18 protein-coding genes are annotated in these 19,844 nt (G+C 71.7%); 8 read left to right on the top strand and 10 right to left on the bottom strand.

The window, feature by feature from the left end; genetic code table 11:
• The first annotated feature begins 53 nt into the window (after positions 1 to 53).
• On the top strand, positions 54 to 1,061 hold the full coding sequence (locus ACSNOA_RS15995; protein WP_436659173.1) for an LCP family protein: 1,008 nt from the start codon (positions 54 to 56) through the stop codon (positions 1,059 to 1,061).
• Between the two features lie 49 nt (positions 1,062 to 1,110).
• On the opposite strand, the gene ACSNOA_RS15990 is transcribed toward ACSNOA_RS15995, so the two are convergent.
• From ACSNOA_RS15990 to ACSNOA_RS15970, 5 genes are all read right to left on the bottom strand, one after another.
• Positions 1,111 to 2,007: an NAD-dependent epimerase/dehydratase family protein gene (locus ACSNOA_RS15990; protein ID WP_436659171.1), complete on the bottom strand. Its 897-nt coding sequence runs from the start codon at positions 2,005 to 2,007 to the stop codon at positions 1,111 to 1,113.
• A 62-nt stretch (positions 2,008 to 2,069) separates the two neighbouring features.
• Complete coding sequence (locus ACSNOA_RS15985) at positions 2,070 to 2,504, bottom strand: VOC family protein (protein ID WP_436659170.1); 435 nt, start codon at positions 2,502 to 2,504, stop codon at positions 2,070 to 2,072.
• Positions 2,505 to 2,629: 125 nt separating this feature from the next.
• A complete protein-coding gene (locus ACSNOA_RS15980; RefSeq protein WP_436659168.1) occupies positions 2,630 to 3,871 on the bottom strand; it encodes a phospholipase D-like domain-containing protein in 1,242 nt (413 codons plus the stop codon).
• Positions 3,872 to 3,943: 72 nt separating this feature from the next.
• Positions 3,944 to 4,363, bottom strand: coding sequence for a hypothetical protein (locus tag ACSNOA_RS15975; protein WP_436662316.1), 420 nt, complete (start codon positions 4,361 to 4,363; stop codon positions 3,944 to 3,946).
• Between the two features lie 218 nt (positions 4,364 to 4,581).
• Positions 4,582 to 4,785, bottom strand: a complete 204-nt coding sequence (locus ACSNOA_RS15970; RefSeq protein ID WP_436659166.1) for a hypothetical protein — start codon at positions 4,783 to 4,785, stop codon at positions 4,582 to 4,584.
• A 182-nt stretch (positions 4,786 to 4,967) separates the two neighbouring features.
• On the opposite strand from ACSNOA_RS15970, the gene ACSNOA_RS15965 reads away from it, so the two are divergent.
• On the top strand, positions 4,968 to 6,041 hold the full coding sequence (locus tag ACSNOA_RS15965) for a hypothetical protein (protein WP_436659164.1): 1,074 nt from the start codon (positions 4,968 to 4,970) through the stop codon (positions 6,039 to 6,041).
• An 82-nt stretch (positions 6,042 to 6,123) separates the two neighbouring features.
• A complete protein-coding gene (locus tag ACSNOA_RS15960) occupies positions 6,124 to 6,465 on the top strand; it encodes a VOC family protein (RefSeq protein WP_436659162.1) in 342 nt (113 codons plus the stop codon).
• A gap of 44 nt (positions 6,466 to 6,509) precedes the next feature.
• Here ACSNOA_RS15960 and ACSNOA_RS15955 read toward each other — a convergent pair whose 3' ends face one another.
• Positions 6,510 to 7,262, bottom strand: a complete 753-nt coding sequence (locus ACSNOA_RS15955; RefSeq protein ID WP_436659160.1) for a DUF1223 domain-containing protein — start codon at positions 7,260 to 7,262, stop codon at positions 6,510 to 6,512.
• 341 nt (positions 7,263 to 7,603) lie between these two features.
• Here ACSNOA_RS15955 and ACSNOA_RS15950 point away from each other — a divergent pair, with 341 nt between their 5' ends.
• The 4 genes from ACSNOA_RS15950 (at position 7,604) to bioB (ending at position 12,722) form a co-directional block, all read left to right on the top strand.
• Positions 7,604 to 9,208 (top strand): alkaline phosphatase D family protein, encoded by a 1,605-nt coding sequence (locus ACSNOA_RS15950; protein ID WP_436659158.1) that lies wholly within the window; start codon positions 7,604 to 7,606, stop codon positions 9,206 to 9,208.
• Positions 9,209 to 9,407: 199 nt separating this feature from the next.
• A complete protein-coding gene (locus tag ACSNOA_RS15945) occupies positions 9,408 to 10,187 on the top strand; it encodes an alpha/beta fold hydrolase (protein WP_436659156.1) in 780 nt (259 codons plus the stop codon).
• Positions 10,184 to 11,530, top strand: coding sequence for a cytochrome P450 (locus tag ACSNOA_RS15940; RefSeq protein WP_436659154.1), 1,347 nt, complete (start codon positions 10,184 to 10,186; stop codon positions 11,528 to 11,530). The genes ACSNOA_RS15945 and ACSNOA_RS15940 overlap by 4 nt, the downstream gene beginning before the upstream one ends.
• A 79-nt stretch (positions 11,531 to 11,609) precedes the next feature.
• Entirely contained in the window at positions 11,610 to 12,722 is a 1,113-nt protein-coding gene (gene bioB / locus ACSNOA_RS15935; RefSeq protein ID WP_436659152.1) for a biotin synthase BioB, read from the top strand.
• A gap of 175 nt (positions 12,723 to 12,897) precedes the next feature.
• Here bioB and ggt read toward each other — a convergent pair whose 3' ends face one another.
• Positions 12,898 to 14,706 carry a gamma-glutamyltransferase gene (gene ggt / locus ACSNOA_RS15930; RefSeq protein WP_436659150.1) on the bottom strand — a complete coding sequence of 603 codons (1,809 nt, stop codon included), beginning with the start codon at positions 14,704 to 14,706 and terminating at the stop codon, positions 12,898 to 12,900.
• 112 nt (positions 14,707 to 14,818) lie between these two features.
• On the opposite strand from ggt, the gene ACSNOA_RS15925 reads away from it, so the two are divergent.
• On the top strand, positions 14,819 to 15,526 hold the full coding sequence (locus ACSNOA_RS15925) for a SanA/YdcF family protein (protein ID WP_436659148.1): 708 nt from the start codon (positions 14,819 to 14,821) through the stop codon (positions 15,524 to 15,526).
• 66 nt (positions 15,527 to 15,592) lie between these two features.
• Here the strand turns inward: ACSNOA_RS15925 and mmsB are convergent, their stop codons facing one another.
• The 3 genes from mmsB to chvE form a co-directional block, all read right to left on the bottom strand.
• Positions 15,593 to 16,843, bottom strand: a complete 1,251-nt coding sequence (gene mmsB, locus ACSNOA_RS15920) for a multiple monosaccharide ABC transporter permease (protein WP_436659146.1) — start codon at positions 16,841 to 16,843, stop codon at positions 15,593 to 15,595.
• A complete protein-coding gene (gene mmsA / locus ACSNOA_RS15915) occupies positions 16,840 to 18,378 on the bottom strand; it encodes a multiple monosaccharide ABC transporter ATP-binding protein (RefSeq protein ID WP_436659144.1) in 1,539 nt (512 codons plus the stop codon). The genes mmsB and mmsA overlap by 4 nt, the downstream gene beginning before the upstream one ends.
• A gap of 82 nt (positions 18,379 to 18,460) precedes the next feature.
• Entirely contained in the window at positions 18,461 to 19,603 is a 1,143-nt protein-coding gene (gene chvE, locus ACSNOA_RS15910) for a multiple monosaccharide ABC transporter substrate-binding protein (RefSeq protein WP_436659143.1), read from the bottom strand.
• Positions 19,604 to 19,844: the final 241 nt, after the last annotated feature.

Raw genomic sequence — 19,844 nt, 5'->3', positions numbered from 1 at the left:
GTGATGACCCGAGGCCGAATGAGGGCCTCGACCGGTGAGCGAAGGACGAGGCTGTGCGACGACGACACCGGCGCATCCTGATCGGCGTGCTGGCGGTGCTGCTGGTGCTGGCCGGCGCAGGGATGATCGCCGTCACCACCTACGGCCGATCGCTCAACGGCAACCTCGCGCGCACCGACGCGTTCGCCGGCCTCCCCGAGAGCGCCCGGCCCACACCGAGGGTGACCGGCGCCATGAACGTGCTGCTGCTCGGCAGCGACTCGCGCGACCCCGACCGGACCGCGGACTCCCGGACCGACACCATCATGCTGCTGCACCTCGACGCCGACCACCGGAAGGCGGAGGTGATCTCGATCCCCCGGGACACCTGGGTCTTCGTGCCCGAATCGGGCGACGGTCGGCACGGGAACACGTCGGCGAAGATCAATTCCGCGTACGCCTGGGGCGGCACCCCGCTCATCGTGCAGACCGTGGAGTCCTTCACCGGCGTGCACATCGACCACGTGGCCCTCGTGGACTTCGCCGGCTTCGCGCAGGTCGTGGACGCGCTCGGCGGCGTCGACCTGACCATCGAGAAGACGATCACCTCGATCCACGCGCCGCACCGCACGTTCCAGAAGGGCATCCGGCACCTCGACGGCGCCGCGGCCCTGGACTACGTGCGCCAGCGCTACCAGTTCCCGGACGGCGACTTCAGCCGGGAACGGCACCAGCGTGAGTTCCTCCAGGCGCTGCTCGACCGGGCGGCCGGCATCGGCACGCTGTCGAACCCCGTCAAACTCAACGCGTTCCTCCAGGCCGTCACCCGGTCGGTCACCGTCGACGAGGACTTCGACCTGGTCGACGTCGCCCTGGAGTTGCGGGACCTGCGCAGCGACGACCTCACGTTCCTCGCCAGCCCGAGCGCGGGCACCGGGATGCGGAGCGGCCAGAGCGTGGTCCTAGCGGACACCGCCGGAGCCCGGGCGCTGTACCAGGCGGTCGCCACCGACACGGTCCAGGAGTACCTGGGCGGCGCCGCGGCGCCGTCCCCGTCCGGCGCCGCGGTCCCCCGCCACTGAGCGCCGGCGGCGCGGCCGACCCCGCCGCCGGGCGGCGGGGGGCTTCCCGTCACACGTGGTCCCGCCACGAGTGCCGGGGCTCGTAGCCCAGCACCCGTCGCGCCTTGTCGATGCTGAGCAGCGTCTCGTGCTCGCCCAACTCCTTCCGGATCTCGACATCCGGGTAGACCTCGGCCATGAGGCTCGCGCTGGACCTGGTCATGACGGTGTCGGCGTTGGCGATGACGAACACGTCCGCGCCGGGCCGGTCGTGGGCGAGCGCACGCTCGACCGCCTGGGCGCCGTCGCGGGCGTCGATGTAGCCCCACAGGTTCCAGCGCCGCAGGCGCGGGTCGGCGTCGAAGGACGGGAACGCGGCGTAGTCCTCGACGTCCATGACGTTGGAGAACCGCAGGCCCACCATGACCAGCTCCGGATCCCAGCGGCAGAAGTGCCGGGCCATCTCCTCCTCGAGCGCCTTGTTCAGCGAGTACGTCGACTCCGGGCGCGGCGCGTACTCCTCGTCCACCGGGGCGTACGGCGGGGGCGTGTCGAACGGCAGGCCGAGCACCGTCTCGCTCGACGCCCACACCACCCGCCGGATCCCCGCCGCCCGGGCCGCCGCGAACACGTTGTAGGTCGCCGCCGAGTTGTTCGCGAAGGTGGCCGCGTTGGTCAGCAGGCCCGGGGCCGGGACCGCCGCCAGGTGGACGACGGCCTCGATCCGACCCGCGTGCTCGTCGACGCCACCGGTGAACGCCTCCACGACCTGCCCGTAGTCGGTGAGATCGGCCACGAGGAACTCGCCGTCGACGTCGCGCGGGTCGCGCCCGGCGGCGCGGTCCACCGCCAGCACGTCGACGCCCACGTCGCGCAGGTGCGCCACCACGGCGCGGCCGAGCTTGCCGGCGGCGCCGGTGACGACGACGCGCCGCGGAAGTGCGGATTCACGGACAGGTTCGGTCATGGCCCCATCCTGTCGTGCGGCGCGCCGCGCCCCGCGCCGGGGGCCCGCCGGAGCGCGGCCACTCAGTCGAGGCAGAACTCGTTGCCCTCGACGTCCTGCATGGCGAGGCACGACTCGTTCTCGCCGTCGGCGCGCAGCAGTTGCACGCGTGTCGCGCCGAGCGCGACCAGTCGTGCGCATTCGGCCTCGAGCACGGTCAGCCGCTCCTCACCCACGAGCCCGGTGCCGACCCGCACGTCAAGATGCACGCGGTTCTTGACGACCTTGCCTTCGGGAACGCGCTGGAAGTACAGCCGCGGGCCCACACCCGAGGGGTCGACGCAGGCGAAGGCCGAACCCTGGCGCTCCGGCGGCAGCGCCCGATCGAAGTCCGCCCACGTGGCGAACCCCTCGGGTGGGGGCGGCACGACGTACCCCAACACCTCGCACCAGAAGCGAGCGACGCGCTCGGGTTCCGCGCAGTCGAAGGTGACCTGGACCTGCCTGACCGATGCCATCGGTCCACCCTAGAGGGGGGTCCTGCGTCGTCGCGACGGCACCCAGCCGCGACGGGCCCCACCGGCTCGGAACGCGGACGTCCGCGCGCGGCCGGCCAGCGCCGGCCGCGCGCGGGTCGAGCCGGTCAGGACCGGCAGGGGAAGCTGCTCTTCGAGCAGGTGACGCCGGTGTTGTACGCGTCGTTGAAGTGCGTGTAGTAGGCGTCGTAGAGGGGGTGGGCGGTGCCCGTCTCCGGGGCCATCTTCACGAAGATCTCGTCGTTCTCGCCGAGCGCGTCCTGCGTCCAGTTCTGCGAGCCCGTGTAGACGCGGTACTGCAGGGCGGTGCCGTACCGCCCGTACGTCGCGAAGTACTTGTCGTGCACCTTGTCCTTGCGGTGGATGGCCACACCGGCGTCGAGAAGCTCGTTGTAGACGGACTGGCTCATGGCGATACCGCCGTCGGCGTTCGTACCCACGACCATCCAGACCTTGCACCCGGCGGCGCGGAACCGGGTGACGAGGCTGACGAGCTGCGGACGCCCGGTGGTGACCGACGCCATGCCGACGCGCAGTCGGCAGTCGGCGTCCGGGGTCAGGTCGTTGAGCCGGGTGACGATCGTGTCGGTCTGCCCCGCGCCCTCCGGGGAGGCGTAGGCGTCGGCGGCTGCGGCCTGGTAGTAGCCCCGGCCGGAGGCGGAGTCGTAGTAGTCGTTGCCGCTGTAGTGCCGGCGGTTCCACATGTCGGTGAAGTTGGCGTTGAGGCCCGCGGCGAGCGCGGCGTCACCGTAGACCGTGACGGCGTTGTTGAACGCGTCCGGGCCGGTGGCGTACGTGAGGTTGCTCGACCCGAACCAGACGACGTTGCCGCGGGCCACGCCGTTCGGGTCGGTGGTGCTCGTGAACGTGAACATCTTCGTGTGCATGTCGCCGTCGGCGCTGGTGCTGATGCAGCCGTGACCGCCGCTGCTGTTGAGGCAGAACTGGTGGTTGGTGAGCTGCTTGATCGTCGCGATGCCCGGGTCCGTCGAGGTGGCGTTCTTGCCGTCGAGGACCACCATCACGGTGACGCCACGGTTCTGGGCGCGCAGCAACGCGTCGGCCACCGAGTCCACGCTGAGGGAGTGGATGGTGCCCCGGACGGTCGCGCCCGCGGGAGCGGCGTCGATCAGCCGTTGCAGCTCGTTGACGATGGTGTAGTCACGTCCGGCGGTCGGGTCGGTGAAGTGTGCCCACACCGGATAGCCGGCCAGGGTGGCGGACGCGGCGGAGACGCTCGCCGTCTGGGGCGCGGCCGACGCGGCCCCGGTCGGCGACAGCACGCACAGCGCGGCGAGGGTGCAGACCAGCGTACGGCGGAACACTCCGCCCACACGATTCATGATCATAGCTACGAATGATCATGAATAGATTCCTCGCTGTCAATGTAGGAGCGTCGAACTTCCCGTGAACGGCGGCGGTCAGCCCTGCGTGCGGTCGTCGATCTCGGTGCCGGACTCCCCCGGCTGCGCCCCGATCGCCTCCTCGGCGGCACGCCCGCCGGTGCTCTCGTCACCCAGGTCCAGACCGCTGTGGGGCAGGCCCGACAACCCGGCCGGGTCACGGTCCTCCCCCTGCACGCCCCGCGCGTCCTGGGCGCGGTCCTCGATCACGGACTCGCCTCGCCGGGCGCCGACCGCCTCCTCGGCGGCACGACCGCCGGTGCTCTCGTCGCCCAGGCCCAGACCGCTGCGGGGCAGGCCAGACAACCCGGCCGGGTCCTCCGTCGGCTGGTCGACGGCGGCGGCCGTCTGCGCGCCCGGTCCGCCGGCCGACTCGCGGCGCCCGACGCCCTCACCGTGGTAGGTGCCCGAGGTCGGGGCCCCGCCCTGCTCGGCCAGGTTCGTGTCGACCGGCCGGCCGTCCGGCTCGGCCAGTCCGGCCCGGCGCAACATCTCGACCAGTTCGTCGTGCGGCATCCGGTCCGTGTCCGGTATGCCCGCGCCGCGCGCGATCGACCGCAGGGTCGTCAGGTCCTGATCCGCGAAGGTCTCGGCCATGCCCGCTGGCTTCCCCCGCGCCGGGCGCGGAAACCTCGATCAGGCCCGTGCCGCCGATGTCACTCCTCGTCCTGCTTGTCCATTCCACCGGTGGCCTCGTAGTGCCAACCGTCGTCGGCGCGGTGGACCTTGCGGTACTCCACGTACCAGGTGCCGTCGCGCGCCTCGTGGGTGAATTCCACGCGGTCGCCGGGGCCGTCGGGCAGCTCCCGCTGCGCACCGTCGAGCGGGCCCCCGTGCAGATGAGCGACTGAAGCCTCCATGCCCCGCGGCTACCCGCGCGGCCGCCGACCATGCCCGACGTCGTGGGTTTCACCCCCGAGGCGACCACCGGAGCCCATCCGTCGACAGTCATCTGTCTTTTCTTCGCCGGGCCGACACCCGCCCGGCGTCCGGGAGCACGATGATCCATCGCGGTCAATCCCTCCGGACGCAGGAGCACACCATGCGCGACAGGAACAGCAAGGCCGGCCAGGCCCGGGTGGCGAGAACGCTGGCGGCGGTGGGCGTCGCGGTGACGCTCGCGGTGACACCGCTCGCCACGCCGACACCCGCGAGCGCCGCCGTGAGCCGGGCCGAACTCGCCCTCCGTTGGGCGCCGATCCACTACCAGGACGTCGACGCCACCGGCAGCCACGCCCTCGCCGGCCAGGCCGACTACATCGCCCGGGTGGACTTCGACGGTGACCTGGACGGGCGCAACAACTGGGACCGGGCGGGGCAGGCCGGCACGTCGCTGGCCGCGCACGCGTACTACTCCGTCCTCGAGACGAGCACCCACTGGTACATCACGTACTTCTTCTTCCACCCTCGGGACTGGACGGACCACCCGTTCTTCGAGACGGAGCACGAGAACGACGGCGAGGGCGTCCTGTTCGCGGTCGAGCGCGACGGCTCCCCGTACGGCGTGCTGCGCGCGGCCGTCACCGTGGCGCACAGCGACTTCTTCTCGTACACGCCGACCGGCAGCACCTGGACGAGCGGCCGCGAGAGCGTCGACGGCACGCTGCAGTTCCAGACCTCGCCGCACGACGCGTTCCCGCACCCCGTAACGGCGCAGGAGGCGCAGGGGCACGGCCTGAAGGCGTACCCCCAGTACACGATCAACGGCGACGGCCTCGTCTACTACCCGTCGACCGTCGCCGAGACGCCGAGCAACGGCAACGACCGTGACGTGCGGTACCAGCTGATCGACATCTTCGCCGCGGACGGCCTGTGGGCGCAGCGGTCCACCGCGAGCCTGTTCGCGAGCCTCGGCACGTTCGCCGGCGACGTCTCCGGCGACTGCGGATCCGGCACCTGGAGCTGCTCGACCAACTCGGCCAACGCCCCCTGGGGCTGGGACGACGGCAACGACCTGCCGGCCCGCGGCGAGATAGCGAGCGACCCGGCGAAGCTGTCCACCGAGTACTTCACGATCCCGGGCGGGGCGAGCCGCACCTACACCGTCAACCCGTACGCGGCCGCGGCCGCGGCCCTCGCCGAGGTCGCCAGGACGGCGCCGCCGACCGTCGACTGACCGGTGCCGCCGTGCGCGGTCGGCCGTCCCGGGCCGGCCGCGCCTCCCGGTGCCACAGCCGCCGTCCCGCTAGCATGGCCGGATGTCGGTCGACCTGTTCGCGGGCATCCCCGTCCGGGACTACGCCGCGGCGCTGGCCTGGTACGAGACCCTGCTCGGGGCCCCGCCGGCGTTCTTCCCGAACGACGTCGAGGCCGTGTGGGAGCTGGCCGAGCACCGGTTCCTGTACATCGAACACCTCCCCGACCGTGCCGGCCACGCCCTGCACACCGTCTTCGTCGACGACTTCGACACGCGGACGGCCGCGATCGCCGAGCGGGGGCTGGAGCCGGCGAAGCGCGAGACGTACGACAACGGCGTGCGGAAGGCCACCTACGTCGACCCCGACGGCAACGAGATCGGGTTCGGCGGCGGCCCCGCCTGACCCGTGCCGGCCCGAGGACGTCCGGAGCGTAGTCGCGGGCCGCTCTAGACGGGCAGGTCGACGGCCGTGGCGCCGACCACGGCCCTGTCGTCGTCGTTCTGCACGTAGGCGATCACCGAGGCCCGCCGCGCGTCGAGATCCGGCGGCACCTCGAGGTCCACCTGCCCGCCGTCGGCGTCCAGCCGTGCCGCGGTGAAGGCACGCACGACGTTGTCCTGCCGCAGCGTCCGTCCGGCGTTCTCGCCCCGTGCGACCTCGCTCTCCAGGCCGCGCTCCACGACCGCCACGTTCACCACCGCCCGCTCCGACGACCGCCCGGCCCGGTAATCCACCCGCAACCGGCCCCCGCCGGCGTCGGCGACCGCCAGCGCGAGCGGCGCCGTGGGCGCCTCCGTCAGGGCGGACGCGATCGCGGCCGCCGCCCGCCGACCGTCGGAGCCGACGAACTCGACGCTTCCGTTGACGACCATCTGCGGCGTGTAGAGCCGCCCCGAGCCGAAGGCCCGCGCGTACGCCTGCTGGCGCGCGGTGTACGCCGCGTCGGCGAACGGGTCGGGCCAGCCCAGGTAGTCCCAGTAGTCGACGTGGAATCCGAGGGCGAAGACCGCCCGTCCGCGCTCCCGCGAGTCGCGCTCGATCTCGCTCAGCAGGTCCTCCGCGGGCGGGCAGCTCGAGCAGCCCTGGGACGTGAACAACTCCACGACGGCGAAGCCGCCGCCCGTCGGCACCACGTCCCCCTGCGGCGACGAAGCCGCCGGGCCGGCGCGTCCCGACCCGTCGCGCGACGAATTCGTCATGGCGTTCCTCCCCCGCGGGTCCTCATGGCAGCCCTGCGGTTCCCGCCGGTGCCGGGACCATGCCCGATCGGGGCGTCCGCGTCCCAAGATCATTGGCAAGCTGACGTTCCCCTCGTCGTGACGTCCTGTTGATCACCGTGGCACGCGCGACTGACACGGTCAGGTCCGCGATCGATGGCGCCGGCCCCGGGCGTCCTCGGTCGAACACCAGCAATGGCCGGTGGGTCCGGACGCCGTGACGGCGCAGCCCGGCCCATCAGGCGAACCGACGCCACCGCGACGGCGCCGACACCTTCGCCACGACACACCCGGTCGACCAGGACGAGAGGATGCCGACGCAGATGAGTTCCCCCGATGCCGCACACCCCACGACCGGTCGGTTGAACCGACGACACCTCCTGGCCCTCGGAGGCCTCGGGACCGCGGCGGCGATCGTCGGCGGCGCGACCGCGGCGCCCGGGCGGGCGGCCGCCGCTCCACCCTTCTTCGACAACCCGTTCAGCCTCGGGGTGGCGTCCGGCGATCCCCTGCCGGACGGCGTCGTCCTCTGGACGCGCCTCGCCCCCGAACCGCTGGCGGAGGACGGCAGCGGCGGGATGCCCGCGGAGTCGTTCGGTGTCCGCTACGAGGTGGCCGAGGACGAGAGGTTCACCCGGATCGTCCGCCGTGGCGCGGTCGAGGCCACGCCGGAACTCGGTCACTCGGTGCACGTCGAGCTGTCCGGTCTCGCGCCTGCGCGGGAGTACTTCTACCGCTTCCGTTTCGGTCCCGTGATCAGCCCGGTCGGTCGGACGAAGACGGCGCCGGCCGCCGACGCGTCGCTCGCGCGGCTGAAGCTCGCGGTCACCAGTTGCCAGAACTACCCCGCCGGATACTTCGTCGCCTACCGGGACATCGTGGCCCAGGACCTGGACCTGGTGGTGCACCTGGGCGACTACATCTACGACGGCCCGTCCGCCGGCAACCCCGCGCTCAACCGGGCCCACGTCCCGCCCAAGGACATCATGACGCTGGCGGAGTACCGGGTCCGGCACGCGCAGTACAAGACCGATCGTGACCTTCAGGCCGCCCACAGCATGCTGCCGTTCCTCGTCATCCCCGACGACCACGAGGTGGTGAACAACTACGCCGACGACATCGGCGGCGGCAGTTCCGGCGAGGCTTTCCTCGCGCGCCGCGCGGCGGCGTACCAGGCCTACTACGAGAACATGCCGCTCCGACGGTCGTCGCTGCCACACGGTCCGGACATCCAGCTGTACCGGCGGGTGCGCTACGGGAACCTCGCCCAGTTCCACCTGCTCGACACCCGGCAGTACCGCTCCGACCAGGCGCCGTGGAGCGCGGGAACAGCCGTCGACGGCTACTCGCCCGGCTCGCTGGACCCGAACCGGACGATCCTCGGCGACGCGCAGGAGCAGTGGCTCCAGGAGGGCCTCGCGACGTCGACCGCCCGGTGGAACATCATCGGGAACCAGACGAAGTTCGCGCCCATGGACCGCAAGGTCGGGGCGGGTGTCGAGTACGCGAGCCAGGACAGCTGGGGCGAGGGCTATGTCGCCGACCGCGACCAACTCCTCCGGTTCATCGCCGCGCACCGGCCGTCCAACCCGGTCATCATCACCGGCGACGCGCACCGCAACTGGGTGTTCGACCTGAAGGCCGACTTCGGTGACCCGAACTCGGAGACGCTGGCCACCGAGTACCTGGGCACGTCCATCAGCAGTGGCGGCGACGGCAACCGCAACACCGTGTACGGACCCACGGCCGACAACCCGCACATGATGTTCCAGAACCAGCAGCGCGGCTACATCCGGGTCGAGGTCACACCCGAGCAGTGGCGGGCCGACTTCCGGGTGACCGACAGCGTCTCGGTCCCCGACGCTCCGCTGTACACCCTGGCCACGTTCGTCACCGACGACGGCAAGCCGGGCGCACGGCGCGTCTGACACGCCGCGCACCACCGCCCACGGGCCACCGCCGCGACCTGGCGGACCCGTGGGCGGTGGTCCCGGCGCCGGGCACGGCGCGCCCGGCCCTTCCCTTCGGTCGGCGCGGCGGCTACGGTCGCTCTCAACGTTCTCCCCACCGGTCACCCAGGTCGTCCACTTCGGTCGCAGCGCCGTAACCGCGGAAGGGGTCACCGTCATGACGATCAGCCACAGGAGCGACGCCGACGCCGGCCCGGTGAGCGTCGGTCGCGGGCCCCGGAAGGTGCTGGCCCTGCACGGGTGGTTCGGGTCGGCCCGGGGCTGGGGCTGGTTGCCCGAGCTGGTCGACAGGGACCGTTACACCTGGGCGTTCCTCGACTACCGGGGCTACGGCGCTCGCGCCGGGGTGGAGGGCGACCACACCATCGCCGAGATCGGGCGGGACGCGCTGGACCTCGCCGACGCGCTCGGCTGGGAGACGTTCTCGGTGGTCGGGCACTCCATGGGCGGCATCGCCGCCCAGCGGGTGCTCGCCGACGCGCCCGGGCGGGTGGACCGCCTCGTCGGCATCAGCCCGGTCCCGGCCGGCGGGGTGCCGTTCGACCTGCAGAGCTGGGCGCTGTTCGACGGTGCGGCGGTCGACCCGGGGAACCGGCGCACCATCATCGACCTCACCACCGGCAACCGGTTGTCCGGCCGCTGGGTCGACGAGATGGTCCGGTTCTCCCTCGACCAGTCCACGCGCGAGGCGTTCGGCGCGTACCTCGCCGCGTGGGCGCGCACCGACCTCACCGACGAGGTGAAGGGCAATCCGGTGCCGGCGCTGGCCGTCGTCGGCGAGCACGACCCGGCGCTCGGCGCCGACACGATCCGCGAGACGTGGATGCGTCACTACCCCAACGCCCAGCTCGAGGTGCTGGCCAACGCGGGCCACTACGCCATGTACGAGACTCCGGTCCGGCTCGTCACGGTGATCGAGGAGTTCCTCGGGCAGTGACGCTGGACCCGGCGCCCCTGGTCGATCCCCGCACGTTCGTCGACGGCGTCCCGTACGACCTGCTCGCCGCACTGCGCGAGGCCACCCCCGTGGTGTGGGTCGACGAGCCGCCACTGCTCGGGCTGCCCGGCGGGCCCGGCTTCTGGCTGGTGCTCCGGCACGCGGACGTGACCGACGTCCTCAGGCAGCCACGGCTGTTCTCGTCCTGGCTCGGCGCCACGCAGATCCGCGACCCGGCCACCGAGGACGACCTGGGTTACGTGCGGCGGATGATGCTCAACATGGACCCGCCGGAGCACGGCCGGCTGCGGCGGCCCGTCGCCCGGTCGTTCACGCCGCGGGCGGTCGCCGCCCTCGAGGCGTCGATCCGCGCGAACGCGACCCGGCTCGTCGAGCGGGCGCTCGGCGAGGCCGACGAGGGCGTCTGCGACTTCGCCCGCGACCTCGCGGCCGACCTGCCTCTGCTGACCCTCGCCGACGTGCTCGGGGTGCCGGAGTCCGACCGCTGGTTGCTGTACGACTGGTCGAACCGGGTGATCGGCTTCCAGGACCCGGACCGTGCCGTGTCCGCGGCGTTCGACCCACGCTCCGGCACCGCGGCGGCCCGCGAGGCGCTCCGGCACCGGCCGGCCCCGGACGCCGACGGCCGGATGCCGGACCCGCGCACCCGCGCCGGGATGGCGGACCTCTACGCGTACGCGCACCTGCTGGCGGAGGCGAAGCGCCGGGAGCCGGGACCGGACGTCATGTCCATCCTGCTGGCGCGTGACGGCGACGACCGGCTCTCGGTCGAGGAGTTCGAGAACATGTTCTGGCTGTTCGCGGTGGCCGGCAACGAGACCATCCGCAACGGCCTGCCCGGCGCGATGATCGCCCTGCTGGAGCACCCGGCACAGATGGCGCGGCTGCGCCGCGACCCGAGCCTGTTCGACACGGCCGTCGACGAACTGCTGCGCTGGTGGACGCCGGTGATGGTGTTCCGGCGTACCGCCACGTCGGACACCGCGATCGCCGGTGTGCCGGTGCGGGCCGGCGACAAGGTGGTGGTGTCCTTCGCGTCGGCCAACCGCGACGAGCGGGTCTTCGCCGACCCGGACCGGCTCGACCTCGGCCGCCACCCCAACCCGCACCTCGTCTTCGGCCACGGACCGCACTTCTGCCTCGGCGCGCACCTCGCCCGGTGCCAGCTGCGCGCGCTGTTCGACGCGCTGCTCGCGCGCACCACGCGCATCACGTACGCGGGGACGCCCACGTACCTGCGGTCGACCTTCCAGCGCGGCGTGAAACGCCTGCCGATCCACTGGCGTCGCCAGGCTCCGCATACTCCACAAGGGTTCTTGTAGGGTTCCTCCAACTCCCGGGCGCCGATGTTGAGGGGCGAAGGGGTCGCCCGGGCATGCTTAGACCGAGAGCATGATCGGCATGGGGATTCTCGACGAACTCGCCGGACGCGTCCTCGCGGGCGGACGGGCCACCCGCGACGAGGCACGTGCCGTGCTCGGCACCGGCGACGACGACGTGCTCGACGTGGTCGCCGCCGCGGCGCGGGTGCGCCAGCGTTACTTCGGCAACCGGGTCAAACTCAACTACCTGGTCAACCTCAAGAGCGGGCGTTGCCCCGAGGACTGCGGATACTGCTCACAGCGGCTCGGCGCCGAGTCCGGCGCGCTCTCCTACACCTGGCTGACTCCGGAGCAGGCCGCCGCGGCTGCTGACGCCGGGGTCGCCGGCGGCGCCAAGCGGGTCTGCCTCGTGGCGAGCGGTCGCGGCCCCACCGACCGCGACATCGACCGGGTGGCCCGGACCATCGCGGCGATCCGGGAGCGGCACGCCGGCCTCGAGGTGTGCGCCTGTCTGGGTCTGCTCGGCGCCGGGCAGGCCGCACGGCTCCGCGATGCCGGCGCCGACGCCTACAACCACAACCTGAACACGGCCGGCGAGCGCTACGCGGACATCTGCACCACCCACACGTACGCCGACCGGGTGTCCACCGTGACCCAGGCGCGGCTGGGCGGCCTGTCGGCCTGCTCGGGGCTGATCGCGGGGCTCGGTGAGAGCGACGAGGACCTGGTGGACGTGGTGTTCGCGCTGGCCGACCTGGCGCCCGACTCGGTGCCGGTGAACTTCCTGATCCCGTTCGAGGGCACCCCGATGGCCGGCCGCTGGCACCTCACTCCGCAACGCTGCCTGCGGATCCTGGCCATGGTGCGTTTCGTCTTCCCCGACGTGGAGGTACGGCTCGCCGGCGGCCGGGAGATACACCTGCGCACGCTGCAACCGCTGGCTCTGCACATCGCCAACGCGATGTTCCTCGGCGACTACCTGACCAGCGAGGGCCAGGCCGGCCGCGCCGACCTTGAGATGATCAGCGACGCCGGGTTCGTCGTCGAGGCCGCCGGGGAACCGACCCTGCCCGCAGCACGATCCGCCGCCGGGCTGCCGGTGGGCACCGCCGCCGAGGTCGCTCCGGCCCGGACGGACCTGGTGCGGCTCCGACGCCGAGGCGCCGGCACCGACCTGCCGCCGAACGCCTGAACGCCCTTCCTGCGGGCGCACCAAGCCGTGACCCGCGACGGCGTGGACCCGCTCATCCAGGTCCGCCACCAAGCGGGCCTTGGTCGACACCGTTTCGCCGATATGGCGGTATCGCGGAGCAGTGGATACCGCCATATCGGCGATCTGGTGCGGACCAGCCTGGGCCGCCTCCCGCCTACCCGCGTCCCCAGCGGCCGACCACGGCCGCCGCGCCGCCGCCCCGGCGCACCGGCTCGGCCGCGGCGAGCATCCGCCCGTCGCGGAGGAACTCGATGCCGGTCGCGGCGCCGATCTCCGCCGTCTCCGAGAACGCGTGGCCACGTGGAAGCTTGCCCGCGTACGCGGCGATGAACGCGGGCTCGGCCTGCGTGGTGCCGTTGCGCTGCGACGCGCGCGGCGCCGCGAGGGCCTGCGGCAGGTCCATCCGAAGGTCGATCCGGTTGACGAGCATCTGGAGGACCGTCGTGATGATCGTCGCGCCGCCGGGCGTGCCGACGGCCAGGAACGGCCGCCCGTCGGCCAGCACGATGGTGGGCGACATCGAGCTGCGCGGCCGCTTGCCCGGTCCCGGCAGGTTCGGGTCGGGCGCACTGCCCTGGGTCGGCGCGAAGTTGAAGTCGGTCAGCTCGTTGTTGAGCAGGAAGCCCCGACCCGGCACGACCATCCCGTTGCCGCCGGTCGCCTCGATGGTGAGCGTGTACTCCACGACGTTGCCCCACCTGTCGGCCACCGTGAGGTTGGTGGTGCTCTTGCGGTCGTCGCGGGTGTCGGCGGCCGGCGCCGCCGAGCAGCCGCCGTAGGCGCCGTCGGGAACACCGGGCGCGACCGGCTTGGGCAGCGCCGCCGAGGCGTCGATGCGGCAGGCGCGTTCCTTGGCGTACGCGTCGCTGAGCAGCTCCCGGACCACCTGAGGGGAGCTGTGGTCGCCGACGTACCGGTTGCGGTCGGCGAACGCCAGCGCGCTCGCCTCGAGGTAGTGGTGCATGGCCTGCTCCGGGGTCATCGACCGCAGGTCGTACCGCTCGAGGATGTTGAGGGCCTCGCCCACCGCGATGCCGCCGCTCGACGGGGTGGACATGCCGTAGACCTGGAGGCCGCGGTAGTCGGACCGGGTCGGCTCGGGGAAGCGGGTGCGGTAGGCCGCGAGGTCGGCTGTCGTCATCCCGGCCGGGCGGATCGGGTACGGCCAGGCGCCGACGGGCTTCGCCGCCAGCGGCGGATGCTGCACGGTGGCCACGAGGTCACGGCCGACCTCGCCCCGGTAGAACACGTCGGTGCCGCGCCGGGCGATCAGTCGGTACGTCTCGGCGAGGTCGGGGTTGCGGAAGGTGCTGCCGACCGCCGGTGGCCGGCCGCCGGGCAGGTACAGCGCGCCCGTCGAGCTGAACTGCCCGAACGCGGCCTGGTTGGCGGCGATCTGGCTGGCGAACGTCTCGTCGACGGCGAAGCCCTTCTCGGCGACCCGGGCGGCGGGGGCGAGCATCTGCGCCAGCGACCGGGTGCCCCAGCGGCGCAGGGCGTCCTGCCAGGTGAGCAGCGTGCCGGGGACGCCGGCCGACAGTCCGCTGATTCGCGCCTCGTCGAACTCGTACGGCCGGCCGGTGGACGGGTTGACGAGGCTCGTCTCGGTCATCGACGCGGGCGCGGCCTCGCGGCCGTCGATCGTGTGCACCTTCCGGGTCCTGGCGTCGTAGTAGACGAAGAAGCCGCCGCCGCCGATGCCGGCCGAGAAGGGCTCGGTCACGCCGAGCGTCGCCGCCGCGGCGACCGCCGCGTCGACCGCGGTGCCGCCGCGCCGCAGCACGTCGAGCCCGACCGCGGTGGCCGTGGGATCCACCGTGGAGACGGCGCCGCCGTAACCGCGGGCCACCGGTGTCTTCGGTGGCTCGGCCGGCCCGGCCGGCTTCGCGTGGGCGGGACCGGCCACGCCGGCGACGAGCGTGGTCAGCGCGATGGTCGCGGTGATGAGGGCCCGAGGTCTCATGTAGCCTCCGCAGATCGACACGGGTGGACCTTCTGCCTACTCCCCCGGCGGGGAGCAGGCAACCCGGACGGGCCGATCAGCACGGAAACCGCCCACGGAATAATTCCGCGGCATGCGGAGGCGATTCACCACGGTGGCGCGGTGGTCCAGGCAGCACCGGAAGCTCGTCCGCCGTACGCTCGCCGCCGTGGTCGTCGCCGCGGTGCTCGCGGGCGGCGGCACGGCGGCCAGCGTGGTCTGGATCCGTAGCGGCGCGGACGGCCACCTCTACCGGGAGGCCGACGTGCCGGAGGCGCCCGTCGCCCTCGTGCTGGGGACGAAGGTGGACGCGGACGGTACGCCGTCTCCGTTCCTCGCCGCGCGGTTGGAGATCGCGCGGCGGCTCTTCGAGGCGGGCCGGGTGCGGGCGATCCTGGTGTCCGGCGACAACCGGAGCGCCGACTACGACGAGCCGGGCGCGATGCGGCGCTGGCTGGTCGACCGGGGCGTGCCGGCGCGGAAGGTCGTGGTGGACGACGCCGGCCTCGACACGTACGACTCGTGCGCGCGGGCCAAACGGATCTTCGGCGTGGACCGGGCGACCGTGGTGACCCAGTCCTTCCACCTTCCCCGGGCCGTGTCGCTGTGTCGGCGTCTCGGCGTGGACGCGAGCGGCGTGGGCGACGAGAGCGCCCGGCGGTACGCCCAACGGTGGTGGGTCAGTTCCACGAGGGAGTACGGCGCCTGCGTGAAGGCGGTGTCGGATCTGCTCTCCGGACGGGATCCGGCGCATCTCGGCCGGCGCGAGACCGCTGTCGACGACGCGGTCCGGGACCGGTGACGGCGGCGGCCGGGTCGAATCCACGGACGTCGACCCGACGGCTGATGTTAGCGATAACATCGGGCGTCAGCGGGCCGACCCGGCCCGGCGCTTGTTGTACACGTCGAAGGCGACGGCCACGAGCAGGACGAGCCCCTTCACCACCGACTGCATCGACTGGTCGACGCCCATGAGCTGCATCCCGTTGCTCATCACGGCCATGATGAGACCGCCCACCATGGCGCCCACCACGGTGCCCACACCGCCCGTGACCGCCGCGCCCCCGATGAACGCCGCGGCGATCGCGTCGAGCTCGAACATGTTCCCGGCCGCCGGTTGCGCCCCGTTGGACCGGGAGGAGTAGATGACGCCGGCCACCGCGGCCAGGAAACCCATGTTGACGAACATCCAGAAGTTGACGGTGCGGACCTTCACGCCGGACAACGTCGCGGCGGACAGGTTGCCGCCGATCGCGTAGACCCGGCGGCCGAAGACCGTGCGGCGGGTCACCAGCCCGTAGACGAGCACGAGGACCGCGAGGACGATCAGGACGATGGGCAGGCCCCGCGCGTGCGCGAGCTGCCAGGCGAAGTACATGATGACCGCGCCCACCAGCAGCACCCGGGCCACGAACAGCGGGAACGACTCGACGGGCTGCTGGTAGCGGATGCGCGCGAGTCGCGTCCGGAAGACGCTGACCGCGTAGCCGGCCACCGCCACCGCGCCGATGAGCAGCGTGAAGGCGTCGTAGCCCTGCCCGCCGATGAGGCCGTTGAGGAAACCCGCCGCCACGCGCTGGTACTCGGCCGGGAACGGCGACAGGGAGATGTTGTCGAGCACCCGCAGGGTCAGCCCGCGGAACAGGAGCATGCCGGCCAGGGTCACGATGAACGCCGGGATCCCCGCGTACGCCACCCAGAAGCCGTGCCAGGCGCCGACCGCGACGCCGACGGCGAGCGCCGCGAGGATGCCGACCCACCAGGGCTGGCCCTGCCGGATGACGAGCACCGCGGAGACGGCGCCGGTGAGCGCCACCACCGACCCCACCGACAGGTCGATGTGACCGCCGATGATCACGATGACCATGCCGATCGCGAGCACCAGGATGTAGGAGTACTGCAGCACGATGTTCGTGATGTTCCCCGGGCTCAGCGAGACACCGTCGGTGAGGATCGCGAAGAGGGCGACGATCACGACGAGGGCGATGTAGATCCCGCTCTGGCGCAGGTTGCCGAGGATCAGGGCGCGCGGATCGCTGGTCCCGGTGTGCAGGGCGGCGGCGGCTCCGTCGCCGGACGGCGTGCGCTGCGGGGCCGCCGGCGGCTTGGTGGTGGTCATCGGACGGGCTCCCTGTCCTTCGTCATGAGTTCCATGAGGCTCTCCTGGGTGGCCTCCGCGACCGGCGTCTCACCGGTGATCCGACCGGCCGCGAGGGTGTAGATCCGGTCGCACATCCCGAGCAGTTCGGGCAGTTCGGAGGAGATGAGAACGACGGCCTTGCCGTCGGCCACCAGCCGGTTGACGATCGTGTAGATCTCGAACTTCGCACCGACGTCGATGCCGCGCGTCGGCTCGTCGAGGATGAGCACGTCCGGGTCGGTGAACAGCCACTTCGACAGGACGACCTTCTGCTGGTTGCCGCCGGAGAGCTTGCCGACCACCGCCATGACGCTCGGCGCCTTGATGTTCATGTCGCGCCGACCGTCCTCGGCGACCTTGATCTCCTCGTTGCCGTTGACCCAGCCGAGCCGGGCGAGCTTGCCGAGCGCGGCCGCCGAGATGTTGCGGCGCAGGTCGTCGATCAGGTTGAGCCCGAAGCGCTTGCGGTCCTCGGTGGCGTACGCGATCCCGTTCTCGATCGCCTCGGCGACCGTACGCGCCCGGACCTCCCGGCCGCGCACGAACAGCCGTCCGGTGATGTTGCGGCCGTACGACCGCCCGAACACGCTCATCGCGAGCTCGGTCCGTCCGGCGCCCATGAGCCCCGCGATCCCGACGACCTCGCCCGCGCGGACGTTCAGGGTCACACCGTCGACCACGAGGCGGTCCTGGGTCGGGTGCCGGACGCTCCAGTCCTCGATGCGGAGCACCTCGTCGCCCGGCGACGACACCCGCTCGGGGTAGAAGGCCGACAGGTCACGGCCGACCATGCCGCGGATGATCCGCTCCTGGGTGGCCTCGGCGGAGCTCATGTCGAGGGTCTCGACCGTCCGCCCGTCCCGGATCACCGTGGTGGAGTCGGCGATCGCGGTGATCTCGCCGAGCTTGTGGGAGATCATGATGCAGGTGACGCCGTCGTCGCGGAGCCGCCGGATGAGGTCGAGCAGGTGCGCCGAGTCGATGTCGTTGAGGGCGGCGGTCGGCTCGTCGAGTATGAGCAGCCGCACCTTCTTCGACAGCGCCTTGGCGATCTCGACGAGCTGTTGCTTGCCGACGCCGAGCTGGTGGATCGGGGTGACCGGGTTCTCGTGCAGGCCCACGGAGGCGAGCAGCTCGGCCGCGTCGGCGTTGGTGCGGTTCCAGTCGATCAGACCGCCGGCCCCACGGCGCTCGTTGCCGAGGTAGATGTTCTCGGCGACCGAGAGGTGGGGCACGAGCGCGAGTTCCTGGTGGATGATGACGATGCCGCGGGCCTCGCTGTCACGGATGCCGCGGAAGTGCACCGGCGCGCCGTCGAAGACGATCTCACCGTCGTACGACCCCGTGGGATGGACGCCCGAGAGCACCTTCATGAGCGTGGACTTGCCCGCGCCGTTCTCTCCGCAGATGGCGTGGATCTCGCCGCGCCGGACCGCGAGCGAGACGTCCTGGAGCGCGGTCACGCCCGGGAACGTCTTCGTGATGTGACGCATCTCGAGGATGTTGTCGGCCATGGTCACCGTCCTGGTCGTACCCGTCGTGTGTGGTCCCGTGGGGCCCGGCGCGGCGTGGCCGGCGCCGGGCCCCGCGGACGGTTCAGCCCTTGGCCTGACCGCTGGCGACCTCCTCGGCCGTCCAGTAGCCGGAGTCGATGAGGGCGGTCTTGATGTCGTCCTTGTAGACGGTCTGGACCGGCAGGAGGTACGACGGGACGACCTTGACGCCGTTGTCGTAGGTCTTGGTGTCGTTCGCCTGCGGCTCCTTGTCCTGAAGGAACGCCTCGGCGGCGATGACCGCCTGGTCGGCCAGCAGCCGGGTGTCCTTGAAGATCGTCGAGCTCTGGACGCCGTCGTTGATGAGCTTCACCGAGGCGATCTCGGCGTCCTGGCCGGTCACCACGGGCATCTTGGCGCCCGACGCGCCGTAGCCGGCGTTCTGCAGGGCGGTGATGATGCCGCGGGAGAGCCCGTCGTACGGCGACAGGACGCCCTGGACCTTCGAGCCGTCGTTGTAGCTCGACGTGAGCAGGTCCTCCATCCGCTTCTGCGCGGTCTCCTGCTGCCACCGGAGGATCGCCACCTGCTCGATGGCGGTCTGGCCCGACTTCACCCGCAGCGACTTGTCGTCGATGAACGGCTTGAGCGTGTCCATGGCGCCGTCGAAGAAGAAGTGGGCGTTGTTGTCGTCGAGCGAGCCGGCGAACAGCTCGATGTTGAACGGCCCCTTCGCGGTGCCCTTCGAGCCGTCCTTGTTCTGCAGCCCGAGGCCCACGAGCAGCGCGGTGGCCTGGGCGACGCCGACCTTGTAGTTGTCGAAGCTCACGTAGAAGTTGACGTTCGGGCTGTCGCGGATGAGCCGGTCGTACGCGATGACGGGGATCTTCGCGTCGGCCGCGGCCTGCAACTGGCCACTGAGGGCCGTGCCGTCGATCGCCGCGATGACCAGCACGTCCGCGCCCTGGGTGATCATCTGGTCGACCTGCTGCGACTGGGTGGGGATGTCGTCCCCCGCGTACTGGAGGTCGACCTTGTAGCCCTTGGCCTCCAGCTTCTGCTTCACCGCGTTGCCGTCGGCGATCCACCGCTCGGAGGTCTGCGTCGGCATGGAGACGCCGATGGTCAGGTCTGCGGGCTTCTCCCCGCTCGTGTCGCCGCCGCCACCTGCTCCCTCACCACCGCAGGCCGCCAGGCCGAGCGCCAGCACCGTGCCGCTGAGAACGGCTAGAAATCGTTTGCCCACAACCTGTCTCTCCTCTCCGGACTCGCCGGATCCACGGGTGACACTGCCGTAGTGTTAGCGCTCACATAGAAGGCGTCAACACCCCTACTCGACATACGGGTGTCACGGTCTCGTAACGGTGTCGAATGGACACGTGCAACGGCGCGACAGCCGCTACGGGGACTGCCCGACGTCACTCCGGTGCGTGACCGGCGTCAATTCCGGCCGGCGCCGGCCGGGCGATCCCCCACCCGCATGATCG

The sequence above is a fragment of the Micromonospora sp. URMC 103 genome (assembly GCF_051386435.1).
GTDB lineage: Bacteria > Actinomycetota > Actinomycetes > Mycobacteriales > Micromonosporaceae > Micromonospora.
The sequence above is the reverse complement of the archived record's forward strand: the minus strand, read 5'-3'. Positions and strand labels throughout refer to the sequence as shown.